The organism is Brachyspira hyodysenteriae ATCC 27164, assembly GCF_001676785.2.
Lineage (GTDB): Bacteria > Spirochaetota > Brachyspiria > Brachyspirales > Brachyspiraceae > Brachyspira > Brachyspira hyodysenteriae.
In genome coordinates this window covers 661,778-680,853 of record NZ_CP015910.2, presented here as the reverse complement: position 1 = coordinate 680,853, position 19,076 = coordinate 661,778, and the positions used below count along the sequence as shown (strand labels likewise).

Here is a 19,076-nt window from a genome sequence, read left to right as displayed (position 1 = left end):
ATTATTATATTGAAAAAATATTACTTAAAAACTTACCTACTCCGTCTTCTTCATTTGAAAGAGCAGTATAATCAGCTTTTTGCTTTAATTCTTCTTCAGCATTTGCCATGGCAACGCCAATACCAGCATATTCAATCATTTCAATATCATTAAAATTATCGCCAAATGCAATAACATCTTTTATATCTCCCCCCTTATTATTGCAAATCCATTTTAATGCATTTCCCTTATTAGCACCATTAGCAGTTATCTCTAAAGAAAGAGGTCCGGAAAAACAAGAATGAACATTAAACTGTGAATCTATTTCCGCTTGAAGTTTATTTAAAATATCTCTTTGTCCTAAAATAAGCATTTTATCAATTATATAAGTCTTTATATTATTTAATCCGTAAACAGCAGGAAGAGACTGCTCTTTTTGTACATAAGATTTTATAGGAAAATCTTCTTTTGATACTATATATTTACCATTATCATAAATATGTATGCATACATCATATTTTTCTGATAATTTTATTATAGATTCTGATATATTTTCCTCTATAGTTTTTCTATATATAATTTTTCCTTCTCTATCAGCAATACAAGCTCCATTAAAAATGATTGAATAATTATTATTTTTAAGAAGTTTATTATAATTTTTTACTCCTTCATAAGGCCGTCCGCTAGATAATACAAGTTCTATTTTATAATCATTCATAAGTTTATTTAGTATTTCTATAGTATAACTTCCTATTTCTTTTTTATCATTAAGTAAAGTACCGTCTAAATCTGTAGCTATTAATTTTATTTTATCTTTTGAAATGTCTGAAATATTCATTATATTATCCTTGAATATTGTTTATAACTTTTACTCTCTTTATATATTATAATAAAAAATATTAATATTCTCAATATATTGATTTTTTATTGATTTATATTGAATACCATAAATCATGCAGCTTTTAACTACTAATAATAAAAGCCATAATCTTTTATTTAAGACTATGGCTTTATTTTTTATAAATTTATATATTTTTATTTGAAATAATTTACTCCATTTTCAAAAATGTTGTAAATATCTTTTGTTATAATATTTTTGTATAAATTATTTGAGTATCTTTCGCTATGTCCCATCTTACCTAATACTTTTCCGTCCTCTGAAATTATACCTTCAATAGCATAAGCAGAACCATTAGGATTGAATCTGAACTCATTAGTAGGTTTTGATTCAAAGTTAACATACTGAGTAGCAATCTGTCCTTTTTTGATTAATTCTTTTATTATATCTTCATCAGCAAAGAATCTTCCCTCACCATGAGAAACAGGTACAACTAATTCGCTTCCTACAGGTATATTATAAAGCCAAGGAGAATTATTTGATACTACCTTTGTTGTTACCATTTGGGAAATATGTCTTCCTATTTTATTGAATGTAAGAGTAGGAGATTTTTCTGTAATATTTCCTATTTTTCCATAAGGAAGTAAACCTGATTTTATTAATGCTTGGAATCCATTACATATACCCAAAACAAGTCCGTCTCGTTCTAATAATTTATGTATAGAATTTTTTATTTTTTCATTTGTAAGTATTGCAGAAATAAACTTTCCAGAACCGTCAGGCTCATCTGCCGCACTGAATCCTCCTGGAATCATAAATATTTGAGAATTATCTATTTTTTTAGACATCTCTTCAATAGATTCTTTTATGTATTCTGGTTTAATATTTCTAAATACAAAAATATCAGTATCAGCTCCTGCATCAGAGAATGCTTTTTGAGTATCATATTCACAGTTAGTACCTAAAAATGCAGCTATTAAAACATTAGGTTTAGCTGTTTTATTTTTGCATATAAATAGTGCCTCTCTTTTATATTCAGCTAGCTGGTAAGTTTCAATATCCTCATAAGTTTTATAAGGGAATACCGGAGATAATTTTTCAAGCCATGATTTTTCTGCTTCTTCTAAATCTACAGTTTCTCCGCATACTTTTATTTTGTATTCATTAATAGTTTTTCCTATGAGTACAGCATTTTTATAATTTAATTCTTCTTTAGTTTCTACTATAAATGAAGCAGGCATCAAATTAAAGAAATAAAGCTCATCTTTTATATCAACACCTATTCTGTTACCGAAAGACATTTTAGTTAAAGCTTCAGCAATACCTCCGAATTTGATAGTGTATGCTGATAATATTTTTTTGTCTTTTATGTTTTTATATATAAAGTCAAAATTCTCTTTTATTTCAGAAACATTAGGCATATAATTTTCTAGCATATTATGTTTTATTAAGTAAACATAATTATTAGCTGATTTGAACTCCGGAGAAATTACATCTTTAGAGTTTACAGTTGATACAGCAAATGATATTAAAGTTGAAGGAACTGATATATTATTGAAAGTACCGCTCATAGAGTCTTTACCGCCTATAGCTGGTATATCAAATTCAGTTTGTGCATATATTGTACCAAGCAATGCAGAATAAACTTTACCCCATTTTTTAGCATCATTTCCTAATTTCTCGAAATATTCTTGGAATGATAATCTTATATTTTTGTAATCAACACCTATAGAAACAAGTTTTGACATTGATTCTATTACGGAATATATACCGCCATGGAACTCTGACCATTTCATTATAGAAGGATTATAACCCCAAGATATAGCAGAAGCAGTATTTATTTCTTTGGCATTATTATCGAATATAGGTATCTTTTGAATGCTTACATCGCTTGGAGTCATTTGGTATTTTCCGCCGAAAGGCATTAATATAGTTGTTGCTCCTATTGATGAGTCGAACATTTCAATAAGTCCCTTTTGAGAAGCTACATTCAAATCTTCTATCATATTAAACCAATGAGAAGTTAGAGAACATGCATTTTTTGTGCTGAAAGGATTATTTTCAAAATTAATATCTTTAAGAACGGCATTAGTTTCTTGTTTAGCTCCGTTAGTATCTAAAAACTTACGGCTTATATCTACAATCTTTTTGCCTTTCAAATACATTACAAGTCTGTTAGTATCTGTTATAGTTGCAACTTTTGTAGCTTCAATATTCTCTTCATTAGCAAGTTTTATAAAATTATCTGCATCCTTACTTTCAACAACAACAGCCATTCTTTCCTGAGATTCTGATATTGCTAATTCGGTACCATTCAAACCTAAATATTTAACAGGCAACACATCAAGATTAATGTCAATTCCATCAGATAATTCACCTATAGCAACAGAAACACCGCCTGCACCGAAGTCATTACATTTTTTTATTAATTTAGTAACTTCTTTATTTCTGAATAATCTTTGAATTTTTCTCTCTTCTGGGGCATTACCTTTCTGTACTTCAGCACCGCAAAGTCTTAAAGATGTATCAGTATGGCTTTTTGATGAACCAGTAGCACCGCCGCATCCGTCTCTTCCTGTTCTTCCTCCAAGCACTATAACTATATCGCCTGCTTTAGGCTTTTCTCTGCGTACATAATTTACAGGAACAGCTCCAACAACTGCACCTACTTCAAGTCTTTTTGCCTTATATCCTTCATCATATACTTCATTAACTAAACAAGTTGTAAGCCCTATTTGGTTACCGTAAGAAGAATATCCTGCTGCTGCAGTAGTAGTAATTTTCTTTTGAGGAAGTTTACCTGGCAAAGTATCCTCTAGCTTTTCTAATGGATTAGCACTTCCTGTAACTCTTATTGCCTGATATACATAGCTTCTTCCAGAAAGAGGGTCTCTTATAGCTCCGCCCAAACAAGTAGAAGCACCTCCGAAAGGTTCAATCTCTGTAGGGTGATTATGAGTTTCATTTTTAAACATCAATAAATATTTTTCTGTTTTATTTTTTCCATTTTCATCAACAGCATCAACATCTATATAAATAGAACATGCATTTATCTCATCTGAAATTTCTAAATCTTCAAGTTTTCCTTTTTTCTTTATGTATTTAGCGGATACTGTTGCCATATCCATTAAATTAATATCTCTTTTACTATCAACATCTTCACCGTAAAGCTCTTTTCTCATACTATAATATCTATTAATAGCATTGAGTATCACTTCTGAAAAATTACTTTTATCATTTTCTAATTTTACATCATTGATTTTTGTCATGAATGTTGTATGACGGCAGTGGTCTGACCAATATGTATCAAGTACTTTTATTTCTGTTTCTGTTGGGTTTCTTTTCTCTTCATTTTTAAAATAATTTTGTACGAACTCTATATCTTTATAAGTCATTGCCAAATCAAGAGCATCTCTATATTTATGAAGTTCATCTATATTTAAGTTAATAAAATTATCTACATCTTTAATATCATCAGCTTTTTGATAAGGTTCTATTTCTAGCTTTTTTAAATCTTTTTCTCTGCTTTCTACAGGGTTAATATAGAATTTTTTTATTTTTTCTATAGTATCATCATCTATATTACCGTCAAAAACTACAACTTTTCCGCTTACTATAGTTACATCTTTTATATCATTATAAATAAGCTTCAAACATTGTAATGCTGAATCTGCTCTTTGATCGAATTGTCCTGGTAAATATTCTACTGCAAAATGTTTTAAACTTTCAAAATCTTTTTTTTCAACTATTTTATCAGTTGGAGGTTCTGAAAATATTACTTTAATAGAATTATTTAACTGACTTTCTTCTATATTAAATATGTCATAAACATTCAAAAGTCTTACAGAACATTTTATTTTGAAATTTTCTTTTAATTGATTTTCTAATCTTTTAGCCTCTAAATTAAAACCTTCTTTTTTTTCTATAAAGATACGATAGTTCATTGATATTATTTCCTAATTTAAATTTTTAATATAATGATTATATATATAATGATTATTATATCAATAGTTTTAATATTATAAAATATATAGAAAATATTATTATATTAATTATATAAACTAGTTTTAATAATTACCTCAAGAGCTTTTACTATCATATCTTTAGTCATATATGGAGTGTTTGGCTTATCAAGTATTTGTTCTGTTATATAAGGCACATGTATAAATCCGCCTTTAATATTTAAATTATTCTTTTTTATGTAGTATAGCAAAGAATACATTATATGATTGCATACAAAAGTTCCTGCAGTATTTGAAACAGCTGAAGGTATAGAAATTTTATTTAATTCTTCTTTTATTCTTTTTATAGGAAGCCTAGAAAAATAAGCATTCTCTCCGTCATTAAATATAATTTCATCAATGGGCTGATTTCCTTCATTATCTTTTATTCCAGCATCATCTATATTGACAGCCACTCTTTCCAATGATATTTCGTATCTTCCGCCAGCCTGCCCTACACATATAACTATATCAGGTTTAATATTTTCTAAACTATCAAAAAGTTTTTCATAAGATTTTTTAAATACCGTAGGAAGTTTTAATTTAATTATTTCTATATCATCTATATTGTTATGTAAACTACTAACTGCCTCCCAAGAAGGATTAATTTCTTCTTTATCAAAAGGCTCAAAACCTGTTATTAATGCTTTCATATTATAAACTCCTCTTAATAATATAATATTTTAATATAAAAATAAAAACTTAAATAATAAATAGTTCATAATTTTTTAATTAATTTCCATTATATAAGGTAATTAAGTGTTTTTAATTTTTATATTAATGTTATAATATTAATCACAACTTATTTAAGGCTTTAAAATGAAAAAATTATATTTTATACTATTAATGATTTTATCTATATTATCAATTTCATGCTATGACAAAATAACTCATAAAATAAAAGTTTATCATAATGGAAATATACTTACTATGAAAGGAGATGAGCCTGTTTATGCAAGGGCTATAGAAATAAGAGATAACACAATAATGAAAGTAGCCTATACTGAAGAAGATGAAAAAAGTATTTTAAACAATGTATATGCTGAAGTTGTAGATTTAGAAGGAAAAACTTTAATGCCTGGATTTATAGATTCTCATAGCCATTTGGTTAGATTTGCTCAGGCTCTTACAACAGTAGATTTAACAGGCTCTACTAATTTGCTTGAGATGGCTCAAAGAATTACTAATTATATAGAAGTAAATCAATTAAAACCAGATGCTTGGGTTGTAGGATTCGGATATGATAATAACTTACTTCCCGATAAAAAAAATCCTAACAGAGATGATTTAGATAAAATTTCTACCACTCATCCAATATTTATAACACATGCTTCAGGACATGTGGGAGCTATGAATTCAAAAGCATTGGAAGAGTTCGGAGTCGATGAGAATACTCCAGATATAGAAGGCGGAGTAATAGAGAGATATCCAGACAGCAGAAAGCCTACAGGATATATGGAAGAAACTGCTTTTTTACATTATGCCAATACTATTAATTTTGAATTAACAGATGAAGATTTAATGAGATTCGTAAATCAAGCTGAAGATGTTTATTTAGGATACGGCATTACAACAGCACAGGATGCTTTACTATCAACTGCAGAATTTCCTCTTGTAAATAATATGATAAAGAATAATAGATTCAGAATAGATATTATAGGATTTATAGATTTAAAAAATTCTGATTCTATAGTAGAAACTAATAAAGACATGGTTGGCAAATACAGCAATAGATTTAAAATAGGCGGCTATAAAATATTTTTAGACGGATCTCCTCAGGCAAAAACTGCATGGTTGGAACAGCCTTATGTAAGCGGACCAGCCAGATATAGAGGATACGGAATATATAGTAATGCAGATGTAGAAAAATATGTAGAAAAAGCATTAGATGATGAAATGCAGCTTCAGGCTCATTGTAATGGAGATGCAGCAGCAGATCAGTATATAAATGCTTTCAGTAATGTTATGAATAAAAGAAATACCACTAATAATTACAGAGCAGTTTTAGTTCATAGCCAAATAATAAGAGATGAACAATATACATCAATGTCAAATCTAAATATCATACCTTCAATATTTGTAGCACATGTTTATCATTGGGGAGATGTACATATAGAAAATTTAGGTATGGAAAGAGCTTCACAGATAAGTGCATCAAAAACAGCATTGAATAATAATCTAGCTTTTACTTATCATCAGGACACACCCGTAATAAAACCGGATATGCTTGAAACTATTTGGTGTGCCGTTAATAGAATAACAAAAAATGGTATATTGTTAGGAGATAATCAGAAAGTCACTCCTTATGAGGCATTAAAAGCTATCACTATTAATGCAGCCTATCAAAATAAAGAAGAAGATTTAAAAGGAACTATAGAAGAAGGTAAATTGGCTGATTTAGTAATATTAAGCGATAATCCTCTTAACTGCGAACCTATGAAGATAAAAGATATAGAAGTACTTGAAACTATTAAAGAAGGAAAAACATTATACAATAAAAATCAAGACTCATCTATTTAATTTTATTTATTAATTAAATAATAAATTACTGCATATTATAAAGCTATATAAATGCAGTAATTTTTTATATACTGAATTTTTTTAAGTTTGTTAATTTTTTTATTCAACTTTTTCCCGCCGCAAAAAGTTGCAAAAAGAGCAAGTATAAAATTAATATTAAATCATACTAAAATCGTATTACATGTAAAATAATTTATTAAATTTAAGCTCAAATATAGCCCTTTTGCTTCTCGCCGCAGGCGTACTTCGTATGCGGCAATACCACAGGCACTTCCTTCAGTCGCAAAAGAACTTGGGGGGTACGAAGTACGCAGAGCGGCACGACTGTGTGCTTTGCAGGGCTAGTCCCCACTAATAATAAAAATAAGAAAATAATTTTTGACAAAATATAATTGTTTAGGTATATACAAAAGTTTTATAATTAATTAAACTAAATAAAAATAACAAATTACTGCATTTATTATTTTTATAATAGTAAATGCAATAATTTTTTTATATTCAAATATTATGTTTTTCTAATTTTAGAATCTTTCTTATTTTAGCAAAATAAATTATATATATAATCACTGTAGATATTAAAATAGCAAGTCCGAATCTTAAAGTTATATTCAAAAGAGTAATCTCATAAGCACCTTTTAAATACAAAATAAAATATGGTATATTGAAAAATGTATTAACTATAAAAGACTGAAGAAGCATATATTTAATCTGTCCTATAGCGTACAATAAATTTGATATGATATTATAATATGCATAGAATATATAAAAAGGAAATAGTATCATAATCAATGACATAACAGATTCAAGATTCTGTGCATTCATTATATACTTCATAAAATATTTATATGTAGGTATTAATGCTATCCATATAAGAACGCATATAGTTGTAAGAAGCACATAAGGCTTTAAACTTCTGTTATGATCCTTAGATAAATCTGTTCTTACTAATGTTCCTATTTGATTTATAGGTATCAAAAGCCAAGCCCAATAGAATGAATTTGCCACCCAATAATTACCCTGCTCTCCTACAATATTAATCATTCTTACAAGTACTATGCTGTAAATCAAATTTCTATAAAATGATTCAAGACCTGATATTACATTTAATGAACTTACTTTTTTATTCCATAAAAATTGAAGTTTTATTTTATCAAAAATATTATATCCGCTTTTATTTAATAGTATTAAAGCTATTATTACAGAAATCAAATTCGATATTATATTATTATAAGCTATACCATTAACTCCCAAATTCAAAGATATAGAATACTGAGAAACAAAAAGTATATCTAAAATAATAGTTAAAAACATTTTTATTGTAGTTATTACAAAAATAGATTTATAATTTTCTAAAGCCGTATGAACTATTATCACCAAATGAAACAATACTACAGCAATATTAGCTAAAGACTCTAATCTTATATATGTAGTAGTTTGCAAATATAGTTCCGTCTGCTGCTTCATTACAGTAACTAAATTACCGGCAAATACATTTATAATAAAAGCCATTACTATATATATAAAAGTTATTATTAATATAGAACTTCTTACTTTATTAATAAAAATATATTTTTCTTCATCCGAATTTTTATCTTTTATTTTTCCAAAAAAGAAAAAAAGCGGTGCTATTATAGCTTCTTCAAATACTTCGTATATAATTCCAAGCCACATTTGCTGAGATGCAATATTTATACCGCTTGCACTCGGATAGCTGTCAAGTAAATATATTCTAAATGTAGAATAGATAGAAGGCATCAAAGCTTGTATCATAAGAACAATAAAAAGTCTGAAATTAATTTGCTTTAACAAATTTGTACCCATAATTTAATTCCTGATAAATTTATTTGATTTATAAATTTCAAGCTATAATATATTAACAATATATTTATATCAATATTTTATAAATAGATCTTCAATATATAAATCATAATAAACTAATATTTATAATAATTTTATTCATTATTGTTAATAGTAAAAATAGTATATAAAATTTGATTTTTGATATTTTTTTTACTATACTTGAATTATCATGCATTACTTAGTTTTCTATGAATCAGCTTATTCTTTAAGCTTCTTTAGAAACAAATCAAATAATATAATAAATAATCTATTATATCAAAACAATTTCTGTTACCAAAGGAGGAATGTTTATGGGAAAAATTTATAACCCAGAAAGTATTCGTAATGTTGCACTTCTAGGGCATGTAGGAAGCGGTAAAACTAGTTTGAATGAAGCCTTACTCTATAGAGCTAAATCTATAGATAAAAAAGGTGAAATCGAAAGAGGAACTACAGTCAGTGATTATACAGACGAAGAAATCAAGCAAAAAATGTCCATAAGAACTTCTTTAAGTTTTATAGAATGGAATGATCATAAAATTAATTTGCTGGACATTCCTGGGTCTGGTGATTTCAGCGGTGAAATTAACCCTGCACTAAGAGTAGCTGAATCTTGTATCGTTGTTATAGATGCAGAATTCGGTATACAAATAGAAACTGAAAAACATTGGCAGATGGCTAATAATTTTAGAAGACCTAGAATAGTATTTATCAATAAAATAGATAAAGAAATGGTTGATCATAAAGCTTTATTAGAGAAAATCGAAAATAACTTTAAAGAGCCTCCTGTAGTTCCTATACAAATACCTATGGGTAATGGTAAAGATTTTAAAGGTATAATAGATGTTATTTATCATAAAGCATTTTTTAGAGATGAGCATGGAAAAATTGTAGAGGCAGAAATACCTGAAGAATATTATGAAGAGTACAGAGCAACACGCGACAGATTAAAAGAATTAGTATGCGAAGTTGATGATAGTCTTATGGAAAGGTATTTAGACGGCGGTAAATTTACAGATGAAGAATATATTGAAGCTTTAACAAAATCTATACTTCAATATAAAGTAGTACCTATACTTTTCGGTACATCTATAAGAGATATAGGTATGGGAGCTTTACTTGATACTATTATCAGATATATGCCTTCTCCTTCTTATGTACCTGTTACAGACGGTACTGATCTTTTAACTAATGAACCTGCAACAAGAACTATATTAGGTGATAATAATCCTTTTGCAGCATTTGTATTTAAAACTACTATAGACCAATATGCTGGAAGAATATCATTCTTTAAAGTTCGTTCAGGAAGCATAAAAAGCGGAGATGAAATATACAATTCCAGAACAGGAAAAAAAGAAAAAGTTTCTCATATATATATGGCTAGAGGAAAAAAACAAATAGAAAGCGATACTATTACAGCAGGAGATATAGGAGTATTAGCAAAACTTTCAGATTGTAGAACAGGCGATACTATAAGTGTTCCGTCTGCTCCATTCCAATTCTTACCTCTTAAAGTACCTCAGCCTATATACTTTACAGCTATTAAAATATTGAAAAATGATATAAAAGCTCTTGAAGTGCTTGATACTATAGCTCAGGAAGATTTAACATTCAATATAGAGTATGATACTGAAACTAAAGAAACTATTATAAAAGCTATGGGTGCTTTACAGGTAAAATTAGCATTAGAAAGAGTAGTATCTCTCACTAAAGCAGAAATAGAACAAAGTGTTCCTAGAGTAGCTTATAGAGAAACAATAAGAAAACAGGCTCAGGCTCAATATAGACATAAAAAACAATCAGGAGGAAGCGGACAGTTTGGAGAAGTTCATTTAGAAGTTTCACCTCTTCCGCGTGACGGCGGTTTTGAATTTATAAACGATATATTTGGAGGTGCTATACCTAAACAGTATATACCGGGAGTAGAAAAAGGTATACAAGATGCTTTAGCACAAGGCCCTTTGGGCAAATATCCTATGGTTGATATTAAAGTTAGACTCTTTGACGGTAAATACCATGATGTAGACTCCAATGAATTATCATTTAGAATAGCAGGTTCTATGGCTGCAAAAGAAGCTTTCAAAAATGCAAGTCCTGTATTATTAGAGCCTGTTATGAAAGTTACAGTTTATGTACCTGAAGAGTTTACTGGTTCTATAATGAATGAACTCACAGGTAAAAGAGGAAAAATTTTAGGTATGGAGGCAGCATCTAATACAATACAAATGATTAAAGCTGAAGTGCCGCTATCTGAAATGCTTACATACTCTATAGAGATGAAAGCTTCAACTTCAGGAAGAGGTACTTTTGAAATGGAACATTCTCACTATCAAGAGCTTACAGGTCCTTTAGCCGATAAGGTTATAGAGGAAAGAAAAGCATTGCTTGGCAGCGTAGAATAAAATTAGGGCTTAGTATATAAAAATAAAGTTGATATTTTTTATATACTATCATATAATATTAGAATATGTATAAAACTAGGAGATTGTATGCTCAAAATAATTGACAAAATCACAAAAGAACATGTATTTGAAGATTTGGAATCAAAAGACAAAGAATCGCTTTTCAAAGTTTTAAGTGAAAAAATTGCACCGGTTGCTTCAGCATCTGCAGATGCTATATTCGATGCATTCAAAAAACGTGAAGATGAATACACTACTAATATTGGAAACGGAGTTGCTGTTCCACATGGAAGAATACAAGGTTATGGAAAAACAGATATATTTGTTGGTTTCTTGAAAAATGAAATTAACTATGACTCAGACTCTGATGAAAAAAGTCCTGTTAAATTAATATTTGCTATACTTTCCGATCTTGATAACCCTCAGGATTATCTTTTAAATCTTTCTCAAATTTTCTTCTTAGTGAATCAAAAAGAAATACTTGATAAAGTAATGGCTACTAAAAGCTATGATGAACTTGCTTCTGTTTTAGAATCATTCAAAAAATTAGATGAAAAATTTGAAGCTGAAAAACAAATCAAATTCTTAATCGAACTTGAAAGAGCTGAAATACAAATTAAAGCTTATGAACTTTATAGTTCTACTCACTCTCAGCAAAAATCTGATGTTGTTTTAGAAGAGTACAAAAAATATAAAGATACTATACTAAGCAAAATTGATGTTGCAGTGTTAGAAAATTACAAAAGAATTAAAGAAAATAAAGGTGAAGCTCTAGCTAAAATAGAAAATTACAAATGCAGTGCTTGTAATGTAGCTATACCTAAAATGACTGTTAATGAAGTTAGAAGACAAAATCAAATTATTATGTGTTTCCATTGCGGAAGAATATTATTCACTACTGACTGATAACATTAATGATAAATAATTTATTAAAAATATGGACAGCTAAAAGAAATGTTTTAATAATACTTCTTTTAGCTTTCCTTTATATTTCATGCTCACCAAATAAACCTAGCTCAAACATTTCTGAGTTTTATAATTTTCCAAATCCATTTAGTCCTTCTAAGGAGAATACTACTTATAAAGTTTCTATTGCAAGCGGAGAAATTATAAGTGCCAAAGTTGAAATATACTCTCAAAATGGAGATTTAATGGATTCAAAAGATTTAACTATTGATGCTTCAAAGAAAACAGCTACTTGTATATGGTCAGGACTTGATAAGAATGGGAAATATCTTCCATCTGGTGTTTATGATGCTAAAGCAACAGTTAAAGATGATCAAGATTCCACATTTATAGCTGAATTTAAAACTTCTATAAGATAAAATATAAAAACATTAAACAACAATAATAAAAATACTTATTTTTTATTATTGCTAATAAAAATTACTAACGATAAATTTTTATTTATACAATAAAAAATCAGCTGACAACTAAATTATCAGCTGATCGTTTATAGCTTTAAAAGTTATAATATAACTATATTTTTTATGAATTAGAATTCTTTATTTTTTCTATCCAAGTATTATATTCTTCATCTGATATTTCATCTAATATTTTTACATAAGGTTTCAATTTCTGATGAGGCTTTGTAAAGTAGCTTATATCCCATTTTACAGGTTTTGCCCACATCCCTTCACTATCCATAATCAATATATGAGTACCGTCCAAGTCAGGAATTTCTTCTGGAGACATATCGCTGTATAATATTTTGTAGCAATCCAATTCTCCGTTCTCATCTTCAACATTATAAGTACCGTCTTTTTGAAGAGCGTACATAGTGTAGTATTGCTGATGTGCCTCCGCTTCCATCAATTCCTGAGGATGCTCATTTCCAGCGGCTATATTATAAATAGTTTCATTAAACTCATAATTATCTATGCCGTATCTTTTTAATAATCCTTTTTTATATAATTCTGCTTCTAATAAAGTTATGAGATAGTATCCATTACTCATATCTGAAGCCTCTATATAAAAACCTCTCTGTACTTTAGGAGAAAGAACGAGAATTTTTGTTTTATAGCATGCCTCTATACCAATATGCACATAAGATAATGCATGAACATAAGTTTCTAAATATTCTATATGATCTTCAAGTCCTAAATTAATAAAATACTTCCTCAAATCCTGATTAGAACATATAACTGTCATAACAGGAGGTATCATCATATCAATTCCAATAAATGCCTCTAAAGGTTTATAATCCAATCTGTACATAATATCTATATTAATGCGGGCTATATCATCATCGGTAAGATCATCTTCATCTACATTATAAAGCTGAGCAGCATTTTCTATGAAACGGCAGGCATTATCTATATTTCTAAAAAATAAATTAATAATATTTTTGCCTATTTCATCATCTATTATATCCTCATGATGAAGTGAATGTCCTACAAAATTTGCAGCATAATATGATTTTAATATATCCATATTTTCAAATTCTGATGCTATTTGTCTGCATATATCCAATTCTTTATCATGATTTTCTTTTACATACTCTTTTAATTTTAAAAATTTCTCATTTTGAGATACAAGTTTTTTATTTGCTACCTCTTCAATATTTGATTTTTGCTTAGCATAATCAATATACTCTTTTACTATGTCTTCCATTGATAATATCTCCTAACATTTATATATTATATTGATATATTATATCATAAAAATTGAATATAAGGTATAAGCAAAACAAGTAAAATAGAATAAATTAAAGCTGGAAGAAAATCTCCTGTCTTTATTTTGGCCAATTTCAATAAATTTATCCCTATCATCATAACAGTAGCTCCGCCAACAGCAGAAACCTCATTAAGCATAGTTTCAGAAACATAAGGCTCTAAAAAAGATGAAAGTATAGTCAAAGCTCCTTGATAAACAAATATACTTATTATAGAAAAAGCTACCCCTATACCATAAACTGTAGACATAAATACGGCAACAAATCCGTCTATTACGCTTTTTGTAAATATTAAATCATATATTCCCTGAGTACCTGCCTGAAATGAACCAACTATGGACATTGATCCTGAACAGAAAAGTATTGAAGAAGTGAGAAAACCTAATGCAAAATTACCAGAATTCTCTTTGAAAGCAAATTTACTTTTTAAAAACTCACCGAATAATTCTATTTTTTCCTCTACTCTAAAGAATGTTCCAGTAACACCGCCAAGCATAATAGACACTGCAAATATTAATATATGCTTTGTAGTTATAGCCATAGTAATACCAATAGTAAGGGATATTATACCGGCAGCAATAAAAACAGGCTCTTCATACCTTTTTGATAATTTATTTTTGAATGCAAAACCTATAATAGAACCCACAAGTACAGCTATCATATTAACGAAAACAGCTATCATATTTTAATCCTAACATTATTATAATATATAATTTGCTATATAAATAAAATAATATAATACTTCTTTTTGTTTTTATCAATAGTAATTTTTAAATATAATTCTTAATACTTTCATAAAATTTTTGAAAAGTATTATCAATATTATCTTCCCAAGTATTATGAGTGAATATAATATGTGCTGATTCCCTGTATAAACTATCTCTCTGTTTAGATAATTCTAATAATTTATTTTTATCCTTAGCAAGAAGCGGTCTTTCTGTAGGGTCTATATTTTGAAGTATAATATCAGGACTTCTATCTATAAAAATAGTTAATCCTTTATCTTTCATAATATTTCTGTTTTTTTCAGCAAGAACTATACCGCCTCCTGTAGATATAACGGCATTATTTAAATTGCTTAATTCTTCAAGCACTTCGCTTTCAATATTTCTAAAATAAGCCTCTCCATTATCAGCAAAAATATTTGTTATAGTCCTACCCTCTTTTTTTTCTATAAAAGAATCCATATCGTACAAATCATAATTTAATTTTTTGGCAAGCATTTTTGATAATGCACTTTTTCCGCATCCTGGTAAACCTACAATAAATATAATCTTATTATTTTTTATATTATTCATTATACACACCTAAAACAATTAAATTTTCAACACTGTTTTTGAACTCTTCAAATTCTTCTTTACTTTTTTCAAAATCACCTGTCATATCAATATAAAAATAATACTGCCATTTTCTCTCAACATGCGGACGGCTTACTATAGAAGTTAAATTAAAACTTTTTAATTTATTCAAAGAATCTGCCAAACTTCCATTTTCATGAGGAAGCAAAAATCTTATAGTCATCTTATTACCGCTTTTTAAAGCATTGTCATAATTAGCAACTATAATAAAACGAGTTGTATTTCCTTTAATATTCTCAATATTTTCTTCAAGCATCTCCAAATCATAAATTTTACAAGCATGCTTATTAGAAATTGAAGCTAATTCTTTATCATTTCCATTAGAAACTATGAATGCTGCTTCTGCTGTATTTGATGCTGTTATCTCTTCAAAATTATTTTCTTTTATAAAATTAGAACATTGCTTCAAAGCCTGATGATGAGATATAACTTTTTTAATATCTTTTATACTAGTACCTTTTTTTAACATAAGTCCGTATTCTATAGGAAGATAAACCTCTCCTACTATTTTACAGTTATAATCTGCAAGTATATCCAAAACTTCATTAACCATTCCTGTAGAAGAATTTTCCAAAGGCAAAACTCCGTAATAACATTCTCTGCTTCTTATACTCTCAAGCACATCATCAAAATGTTCTTTCTTTACAAGTTTAGCATTCTCACCGAAGAATTTTAAAGCAGCTTCATGTCCGTTTCCGCCCTCTCTGCCCTGATACACTATCTTTTCATCATATTTTATATTATCATTATCATCTTTTTTATCTTCTTTAATATTATATTCATCAATCAAATGTTTCTGAAGCTGTTTTGATGTATACATTATATCATTATAAATAGTAGTAATTAATCCTGATAATTCTTTATTTTCAAGCAATTCTATTTTTTTTGCTATAACTTCTTTTTCCCTTTTTGGATCGAATATAGGAGCATTATATTTCTTTTTTGTCTCCCCTACTTTCAAACTTACTTTCATTCTTTCATCTATCAAATTTACTATCTGCTTATCTATTCTATCAATATCTTTTCTTAATTCCTGTAATTCATCATTAAGCATAGTCATGTCCTTTTATAGTTTTTAATATTTAAGATTATACCTAAACAAATATACTTTGTCAAAAAATAAAGTTATATTTTTATATATGTGGCTTTGCCCTGCGAAGCACACAGACGTGCCACACCCCCAGTTATTTTATTGGTATAAAAGAACCAAAAGAACTGCATTTGACAAAGTCCAGCTGTGAGGTATACGACAAAAAAGTAGATAACATATATATAAAGTGCCTCTGTTGTCAAACTCAAAATTTTTAGTATCTACTAAATAGATATAAAATTGTAAAGCCGTAAATTTAATAAAAGCTAGGGCGGGTGCTGTAATATCTATATAAAATAAAAAAGAAAATAAAAGTTATAATTACAAAATAGATTAACAAATATAATGGGCGGGGAATTAGAGAAAATTAAAAAGAAAATTCACATACATAACCATTTAAAATTTCATGCTTACTACTAAATATGTGTGTAAATAATTGACTTTATATACTATAAGTATAAAATAAATAAAAAAATTTATTTAAATAAAAAATAATTATGATAAAAAACTTTATAAAAAATGAACTTCAAAATTGGAAAGCTATAGAAATTGTATGGATTATAATTGCAAGCAGTATAATATTATCACTTTCTATATATTGGAAAGAAAATATTATCGGTATAATATCTTCAATAAGCGGTATATTATGTGTAATTCTCACAGGTAAAGGAAAATTATCTTCATATATATTTGGAATGATTAATACTATTCTTTATTCATATATTGCTTTTAATGCTAAATATTACGGCGAGTTTATGCTTAATATCTTCTATTATATACCTATGAATATAGTTGGCTTTGTATTATGGAGCAGAAATATAAATAATGAAAGCAAAGAAGTTATAAAAACAAAATTGGATAATAAATATAAAATTATAATATTTGCTTTGTCTTTTGTATCAATATTTATTTACGGACTAATATTAAAAAAATTAGGAGGATCTCTTCCTTTTGTTGATAGTGCAAGTACAGTATTTGCTGTAACTGCTCAGATTCTATGTGTAAAAAGATGTACTGAACAATGGATAATGTGGATACTTGTAAACATTCTAAATATTTCTATATGGTATATTAATTTCTCAAGCGGAGGAGATAATATAGCAACTCTTCTTATGTGGAGCGTTTATTTGGTTAATGCCTTGTTTATGTTTATAAAATGGTATAGAGAATCTAATAAAAAAATAATTCGGAGTTTTTATGTATAATGTAGGAATGTACGGAGGTTCTTTTAATCCTCTTCATCTTGGGCATGTAAGATGCATAATAGAAGCAGCCAATCAATGCAAAAAACTTTATATTGTCTTAGCTATAGGTAATAATAGAAATGAAATTGATAAAAAAATAAGATACCGATGGCTTTATCAATTAACAAAGCATATTGGAAATGTAAAAATTATATTTATAGAAGATAATGCGAAAACAAAAGAAGAATATACAGAAGATTTATGGGAAGAAGATTCTATAAAAATAAAAAATGCTATAGGCGAGAAAATCGATGCAGTATTTTGCGGAGATGATTATAAAGATAAAGATTCTTTTTACACAAGATATTATAAAGAATCAGAATTAATATTTATAGAAAGAAATGAAATAAGCTCTTCAAAAATAAGAGAAAATGTTTATAAATATTGGGATTATCTGCCTAATATAGTAAAGCCTTATTATACAAAAAAAGTTTTATTATTAGGAAGCGAAAGCACAGGAAAATCTACTCTCACAATTAATTTAGCAAATTATTATAATACAAACTATATAGAAGAAGCAGGCAGAGAATTATCCGAAAAGTCTGGAACTGATTTGCTTATGCTTTCAGAAGATTTTACAGAAATACTTCTTACCCATAAATTAAATGAAATAAAAGCAATAGAAAGAAGCAACAAGATATTATTTATTGATACTGATGCTATAATTACAAACTTTTATATGCATTTCTTAGAAGATGAAAATATTATAGATAATGAAAGATTAGCAAAGGCTATTATAAATATAAACAAATATGATGCCATACTATTTTTAGAGCCTGATGTTGATTTTGTTCAGGACGGTGACAGAAGCGAAGTTATAAAAAATGATAGAATAAAATACAGTAACAAAATAAAAGATATACTTCATAATCTAAATATCAAATATCATTCCATAAATGGAGATTATCAGTCAAGATTCAAAAAGGCTGTTTCTATAATAGATAAATTATTAGAAAACAAATAATATTTATAGTAAATTTTGACTCATTATGTATTTATCAGTTTTTTATTATTGAATATACTTATATGGGGTTATATACTACTTTACTTTTATCCGTATTTTAGTATAATAATTTAGCAAATATTACTTTGCTTTATTTATTATGTTTTAATATTAAAATTATGATTAGG

Annotated in this window: 14 protein-coding genes; 6 read left to right on the top strand and 8 right to left on the bottom strand. The window is 27.7% G+C overall.

Annotated features, from left to right (window positions below; all coding sequences use genetic code 11):
• Nucleotides 1-4 precede the first annotated feature (4 nt).
• The 3 genes from BHYOB78_RS03120 to pcp all read right to left on the bottom strand — a co-directional run bounded on the left by BHYOB78_RS03120 (nucleotide 5) and on the right by pcp (nucleotide 5,471).
• Nucleotides 5-817, bottom strand: a complete 813-nt coding sequence (locus BHYOB78_RS03120) for a Cof-type HAD-IIB family hydrolase (protein ID WP_020064225.1) — start codon at nucleotides 815-817, stop codon at nucleotides 5-7.
• A gap of 197 nt (nucleotides 818-1,014) precedes the next feature.
• Complete coding sequence (locus BHYOB78_RS03115) at nucleotides 1,015-4,761, bottom strand: phosphoribosylformylglycinamidine synthase (protein ID WP_020064226.1); 3,747 nt, start codon at nucleotides 4,759-4,761, stop codon at nucleotides 1,015-1,017.
• 104 nt (nucleotides 4,762-4,865) lie between these two features.
• On the bottom strand, nucleotides 4,866-5,471 hold the full coding sequence (gene pcp / locus BHYOB78_RS03110; protein ID WP_012671916.1) for a pyroglutamyl-peptidase I: 606 nt from the start codon (nucleotides 5,469-5,471) through the stop codon (nucleotides 4,866-4,868).
• Between the two features lie 166 nt (nucleotides 5,472-5,637).
• Here pcp and BHYOB78_RS03105 point away from each other — a divergent pair, with 166 nt between their 5' ends.
• Nucleotides 5,638-7,338: an amidohydrolase gene (locus BHYOB78_RS03105; RefSeq protein ID WP_020064227.1), complete on the top strand. Its 1,701-nt coding sequence runs from the start codon at nucleotides 5,638-5,640 to the stop codon at nucleotides 7,336-7,338.
• Nucleotides 7,339-7,836: 498 nt separating this feature from the next.
• Here BHYOB78_RS03105 and BHYOB78_RS03100 read toward each other — a convergent pair whose 3' ends face one another.
• Complete coding sequence (locus BHYOB78_RS03100) at nucleotides 7,837-9,159, bottom strand: MATE family Na+-driven efflux transporter (RefSeq protein WP_020064228.1); 1,323 nt, start codon at nucleotides 9,157-9,159, stop codon at nucleotides 7,837-7,839.
• A gap of 329 nt (nucleotides 9,160-9,488) precedes the next feature.
• Here BHYOB78_RS03100 and fusA point away from each other — a divergent pair, with 329 nt between their 5' ends.
• From fusA to BHYOB78_RS03085, 3 genes are all read left to right on the top strand, one after another.
• Nucleotides 9,489-11,579 (top strand): elongation factor G, encoded by a 2,091-nt coding sequence (gene fusA / locus BHYOB78_RS03095; protein WP_012671913.1) that lies wholly within the window; start codon nucleotides 9,489-9,491, stop codon nucleotides 11,577-11,579.
• A gap of 87 nt (nucleotides 11,580-11,666) precedes the next feature.
• A complete protein-coding gene (locus BHYOB78_RS03090; RefSeq protein ID WP_012671912.1) occupies nucleotides 11,667-12,485 on the top strand; it encodes a PTS sugar transporter subunit IIA in 819 nt (272 codons plus the stop codon).
• A gap of 8 nt (nucleotides 12,486-12,493) precedes the next feature.
• Entirely contained in the window at nucleotides 12,494-12,904 is a 411-nt protein-coding gene (locus BHYOB78_RS03085) for a FlgD immunoglobulin-like domain containing protein (protein WP_012671911.1), read from the top strand.
• A gap of 163 nt (nucleotides 12,905-13,067) precedes the next feature.
• Here BHYOB78_RS03085 and BHYOB78_RS03080 read toward each other — a convergent pair whose 3' ends face one another.
• The 4 genes from BHYOB78_RS03080 to BHYOB78_RS03065 all read right to left on the bottom strand — a co-directional run bounded on the left by BHYOB78_RS03080 (nucleotide 13,068) and on the right by BHYOB78_RS03065 (nucleotide 16,665).
• The gene (locus BHYOB78_RS03080; RefSeq protein ID WP_020064229.1) at nucleotides 13,068-14,192 is read right to left on the bottom strand and encodes a hypothetical protein; all 1,125 of its coding nucleotides are present in this window, start codon (nucleotides 14,190-14,192) and stop codon (nucleotides 13,068-13,070) included.
• 44 nt (nucleotides 14,193-14,236) lie between these two features.
• Complete coding sequence (locus tag BHYOB78_RS03075) at nucleotides 14,237-14,935, bottom strand: DUF554 domain-containing protein (protein WP_020064230.1); 699 nt, start codon at nucleotides 14,933-14,935, stop codon at nucleotides 14,237-14,239.
• An 88-nt stretch (nucleotides 14,936-15,023) separates the two neighbouring features.
• The gene (locus BHYOB78_RS03070) at nucleotides 15,024-15,551 is read right to left on the bottom strand and encodes a shikimate kinase (RefSeq protein ID WP_020064231.1); all 528 of its coding nucleotides are present in this window, start codon (nucleotides 15,549-15,551) and stop codon (nucleotides 15,024-15,026) included.
• Nucleotides 15,544-16,665: a chorismate mutase gene (locus tag BHYOB78_RS03065; protein ID WP_020064232.1), complete on the bottom strand. Its 1,122-nt coding sequence runs from the start codon at nucleotides 16,663-16,665 to the stop codon at nucleotides 15,544-15,546. The genes BHYOB78_RS03070 and BHYOB78_RS03065 overlap by 8 nt, the downstream gene beginning before the upstream one ends.
• Before the next feature lie 536 nt (nucleotides 16,666-17,201).
• Here BHYOB78_RS03065 and pnuC point away from each other — a divergent pair.
• Together pnuC and BHYOB78_RS03055 are read left to right on the top strand one after the other, a co-directional pair.
• Nucleotides 17,202-17,906 carry a nicotinamide riboside transporter PnuC gene (gene pnuC / locus BHYOB78_RS03060; protein WP_028331306.1) on the top strand — a complete coding sequence of 235 codons (705 nt, stop codon included), beginning with the start codon at nucleotides 17,202-17,204 and terminating at the stop codon, nucleotides 17,904-17,906.
• Nucleotides 17,899-18,909: an AAA family ATPase gene (locus tag BHYOB78_RS03055; protein ID WP_012671905.1), complete on the top strand. Its 1,011-nt coding sequence runs from the start codon at nucleotides 17,899-17,901 to the stop codon at nucleotides 18,907-18,909. Before pnuC ends, BHYOB78_RS03055 begins: the two co-directional genes overlap by 8 nt.
• Nucleotides 18,910-19,076: the final 167 nt, after the last annotated feature.